The sequence below is a fragment of the Paenibacillus sp. OT2-17 genome (genome assembly GCF_009827695.1).
Lineage (GTDB): Bacteria > Bacillota > Bacilli > Paenibacillales > Paenibacillaceae > Paenibacillus > Paenibacillus polymyxa_B.
Genome location: NZ_WUDQ01000313.1, coordinates 1 through 4,186 on the forward strand (window position 1 = coordinate 1; position 4,186 = coordinate 4,186).

General features: G+C 41.4%; 4 protein-coding genes and 2 pseudogenes. 3 read left to right on the top strand and 3 right to left on the bottom strand.

Translation table 11 applies throughout. The features are described from left to right. A partial coding sequence (sigK, locus tag GRP75_RS20175) for an RNA polymerase sporulation sigma factor SigK (protein WP_160790181.1) occupies window positions 1-588 on the top strand: 588 nt, incomplete at its 5' end. Between the two features lie 600 nt (window positions 589-1,188). Here sigK and GRP75_RS20180 read toward each other — a convergent pair. Beyond that, window positions 1,189-2,163 (bottom strand): alpha/beta hydrolase, encoded by a 975-nt coding sequence (locus GRP75_RS20180; protein ID WP_160790182.1) that lies wholly within the window; start codon window positions 2,161-2,163, stop codon window positions 1,189-1,191. Continuing rightward, a complete protein-coding gene (locus tag GRP75_RS20185) occupies window positions 2,160-2,789 on the bottom strand; it encodes a TetR/AcrR family transcriptional regulator (RefSeq protein WP_023989549.1) in 630 nt (209 codons plus the stop codon). The genes GRP75_RS20180 and GRP75_RS20185 overlap by 4 nt, the downstream gene beginning before the upstream one ends. A 203-nt stretch (window positions 2,790-2,992) precedes the next feature. Between GRP75_RS20185 and GRP75_RS20190 the strand changes: the two are divergent. Together GRP75_RS20190 and GRP75_RS20195 are read left to right on the top strand one after the other, a co-directional pair. Next, window positions 2,993-3,139: pseudogene (locus GRP75_RS20190) on the top strand (sigma factor); the annotation flags it as partial. Between the two features lie 311 nt (window positions 3,140-3,450). Further along, on the top strand, window positions 3,451-3,912 hold the full coding sequence (locus GRP75_RS20195) for a 2-thiouracil desulfurase family protein (protein WP_160790183.1): 462 nt from the start codon (window positions 3,451-3,453) through the stop codon (window positions 3,910-3,912). 102 nt (window positions 3,913-4,014) lie between these two features. Here GRP75_RS20195 and GRP75_RS30510 read toward each other — a convergent pair. After that, window positions 4,015-4,186 (bottom strand): annotated as a pseudogene (locus GRP75_RS30510) (YdcF family protein); the annotation flags it as partial.

The window sequence follows — 4,186 nt, forward strand, 5'->3', positions numbered from 1 at the left end:
CACCTAAAGCTGTTTGCCGAAGGCAATGCACACTCCCGTAACACACTCATTGAGCATAACCTACGGCTGGTGGCCCATATTGTGAAAAAATTCGATAACACCGGCGAAGATTTGGAGGATCTTATATCCATCGGCACCATCGGACTGATCAAGGCCATCGAAAGCTTTCAGACCGGGAAAGGCACCAAGCTGGCAACTTTTGCAGCCCGTTGTATAGAAAATGAAATCCTGATGCATTTGCGATCTCTGAAAAAAACACGCAAAGATGTATCACTCCACGATCCTATAGGGACTGATAAGGAAGGCAACGAGATTACTTTGATTGATATCCTCGGCACCGAGGCGGACGATATTGTAGATAAAGTACAACTTAAAATCGAGAAGAGTAAAATCTATCGCAACCTGGATATTTTAGATGAGCGTGAAAAAGAAGTGGTGATTGGCCGTTTCGGTCTGGAAGCCGGAGGAGAGGAACGAACACAGCGGGAAATTGCCAGAGAGCTGGGGATTTCGCGTTCGTATGTGTCCCGCATTGAAAAGCGTGCATTAATGAAGCTGTACCATGAATTTTACAAGCAGAAGGGGTAATGGATAAGGAGATATATGAAGCCGCTTGAGGCCCTTAACAGGGCCTTTTTAGGTCTTTTTCATAGTTCAATTACTTGCTTCTTTTCAGAGGCGTGTTTAAATTGCATCCCCCTCTGCCCATCCAATATTCTTATATAAGGCTATCCTATAAAAACAACTGCTCCTTTACGCTGAAAAGCGCTAGGCAATTTTTCTATAAGTGTGGTTACTCGTTCAATAAGCTTTAATTCCCGAATATCTTTAATACTGTCAAGATGGGGAATATCAGATGAACTATTCTTTGTTGCTCATGTAGAGAACGCGTTGTTTTCTAGTTCATTAATTCGATTCCGGGTCTTTGTTCAAATGATCTCTAAAAAGGATCTTCTCCTGACCAGTGAACAGCATACGCTTGTCTTTTTGTTTTTATCAACATGCTCAGTACTCGTACACTGTTTTTTTCGCTTAAATAATAACTATTTTGCTATGTATTTTCATTTAAAACGCAAATAAAAGCCTGTAGTGTTTTTCTACACTACAGGATAAAAATGCTTGATATTATTGGGTATTTTCACTTCATCAGGACAAGCTCCTTCGCTAGTTGGCTCTATTGGATTGAATTTATTTTCCTACATACTCATCCAAAAAGCGATCTACTCTTTTGAAATATTCAGTGGGGTAATGGTTGATGGCATCGATGTGCTCCGTATTTTGCGGGTACCATACTTCTGCTTTTGGGTTATCTTTTAAGGACTCGTAAATAATTTCTGTATTTTTATAACTAATTTGCTGATCTCCAGTACCATGAATAAGCATAACTGGCTTGTCTTGCATCTTTTTTACCGCATCCATAGGAGATATGGAATCAAGATCAACCTTAAAGGCCCAATTTGCCATCCATGTCGATGTATAACTGAATGGAAACGCAGGTAAACCTGAAAAGAAGGGCAAACCCTCTCTCAGAAATAGACCAGCATTACGAAAAGGACTATCTGCAATTACGGCTTTGATGTCATCACTTTCACTAGCGGCTAGCAAAGAAGTAGCAGCACCCATTGAAAAGCCAATAACTCCAATGTTATCACCCGTATGGTCTCTCGATTTTAAATAGCTTACAGCTCCTAGCAAATCGTATTTTTCATTGAGGCCCAGTGTAATCAAATCACCATCGGATTTACCTTGTGAGCTGAGGTCAAATGCCAATACATTGTAGCCTTTCGGAACGAAATGCTCTACTAACTTTTGGGTCCGCCCTTTGACTAAACGATTGCTCGTATATCCATGGACGACAATAATCGTCTTATTACTTGATTTACCAGGAAGACCACTTGCAGGAAAGAAGGAACCTCTAATCGTATTATCATTTTTCAAACTCTTGAACTCGACCTCTTCGTAGGGAGTTTTATCCATATTCAATTCGTAGCTGACATTAGTGTCTCTAGGATGGTGCAACAAGGTGTCTACTACTTTATAAGATATAAAAAATACAAGAGCCATCACAAGCAAAAGCACGATCCCTAGGCTCCATAAAATTTTCTTTCGTTTTTTTACACGAACGTTAAATGTTAGATCGGGTTGTAATGATGCCTGACTCATTCAGACTCCTCCAGTTTTTCTTTAGGTTGTATGGGTGCGAACAAATAAAAGGCATGCCCCTTCAGATTTTCCCACTCGGGATGATGAATAATACTTTCTGCAAGAGTTAAGCCCACTCCATTTAAGAAAGAGATATAGGCACGAGAGATCATTGCTGGAGAAAAGCTTTTGTTGAATTCTCCCATTAATTGTCCCTTGGCATAGACGCATTCGATCGCATCTGTCATTACCTTTATACTTTCAAGGACCTTCTGTGTAAGTTCAGGGAATCTTATTCGTTGTCCTAAGACAGATTGAACAAGCCGCAATTCATTTATATAGAAGTAGATATGGTTGAATTGTTCTGCCACCATGTTCTTAATCAATACGCCCGGCGTCTCCTCTTGTTGTAGACAAGCAAGCGATTTCGCCTGAATATCAGCAAGCGGCTCAAGAACAGCGGCGTAGTATAAAGCTTCTTTGCTAGGGAAATATTGAAAAATGGTTCCAGGAGTCACTCCTACACTCTGCGCAATGATTGCCGTTGTGGTATTAGAATATCCACTTTCTGCGAACAGGACAACAGCTTCTTCTAGGATACGTTTACGCCGCTCCAGTCTTTTTTCTTCATTGATGGGTCTTGCCAAATGTATTCCCCTTTCTCTAAACTAAACTATTATTAATTAAATGATTGATCATTTAATTAATAATATATCTTAAATTACGACTTATAGCAAGAGTGAATTTATCTTACTTACGAGCAGGGTGAACCTCAACAATAAAAATAAGCCGTAGTGCTGCCCAACATGCGCCTCCGGCTTGTTTTTATCAGGTTATTTTGGATGAGTACATTGAAAGCTTTCGGACCGGGAAAGGCACCAAGCTGGCAACTTTTGCAGCCCGTTGTATAGAAAATGAAATCCTGATGCATTTGCGATCTCTGAAAAAAACACGCAAAGACGTATCTCTCCACGATCCTATAGGGACTGAAAAGGAAGTCACGAATTGAAAAGCGCGCGCTGATGAAGTTGTACCATGAGTTTTACAAACAGAAGGGGTAATGGATAAGGAGATATATGAAGCCGCTTGAGGCCCTAATCAGGGCCTTTTTCATTACTTGTATTTCGAACAGAATTCAAAAGGGTATGGGTAGAGTGCAGGATCATGATTATGACATCAGCTGGACGAATAACCTTACGGAACGCGGACGTAGTGGCGAGTCTAAGTTTTCGCACGATGACTCTACGCGAAAATTTGTTTATACTTTAACTACTTAATAGTGAATGCAATGGATATGAGGTGGAACTAATGATTCTGGTAAGTTCGTGTTTGGCGGGCATGAAGGTACGATATAACGGGACGGATAGCCTGGATGTACATATTCAGAAGTTGGTAGAGGAAAAGAAGGCTATGACAATCTGTCCTGAGCTTTTGGGGGGCTTTGTGACTCCGAGAGAGCCTGCTGAGATTGTTGGAGGGACAGGGGAGGATGTGCTGAACGGCACAGCCAAGGTGGTCGAGTTTTCAGGCAACGATGTCAGCAATATGTACATTAGAGGTGCGTACGAAGCCCTGAATATAGCCAGAGAGGTTAACGCAACATTTGTTGTTTTAAAAGAAAATAGCCCGTCCTGCGGATCAGCAGCAATATATAATGGGTCATTCGAAAACCGTAAAATAGCAGGTAACGGGGTAACCTCGGCTTTGTTAAAAAAGGAAGGCTTTAAGGTCATATCGGAAGAACGAATATCGGATATTTTCTTGGATTAAATATGAAATGGTAGATCAAGCGCCTTGCTAGCTTACAGGCTTATACCTGCGAGCGCAAGACGCTTGTTTGTGCTGTGTGCCGCTATACAATTAGACATCACATTATTTAAGCTTTAATGCAAGAATTCCTAGGTATTCCTTGAGGGCTGTTCCGGTTGTAGACATGGCCCCAGCAGACGGCGAGAGCTTGCCAGCATACAGTGCCAGCTTTTCACTTGCCAGATAGTCGGTAGGATAAGCTATGACCTGCATGCCTGCACGCTGAAATTCCAGT

What these genes read in the sequence shown, in the direction of transcription:
- GRP75_RS20180 (WP_160790182.1), bottom strand. Translation starts at nt 2,163, where the DNA reads ATGAGTCAGGCATCATTACAACCCGATCTAACATTTAACGTTCGTGTA.
- GRP75_RS20195 (WP_160790183.1), top strand. Translation starts at nt 3,451, where the DNA reads ATGATTCTGGTAAGTTCGTGTTTGGCGGGCATGAAGGTACGATATAAC.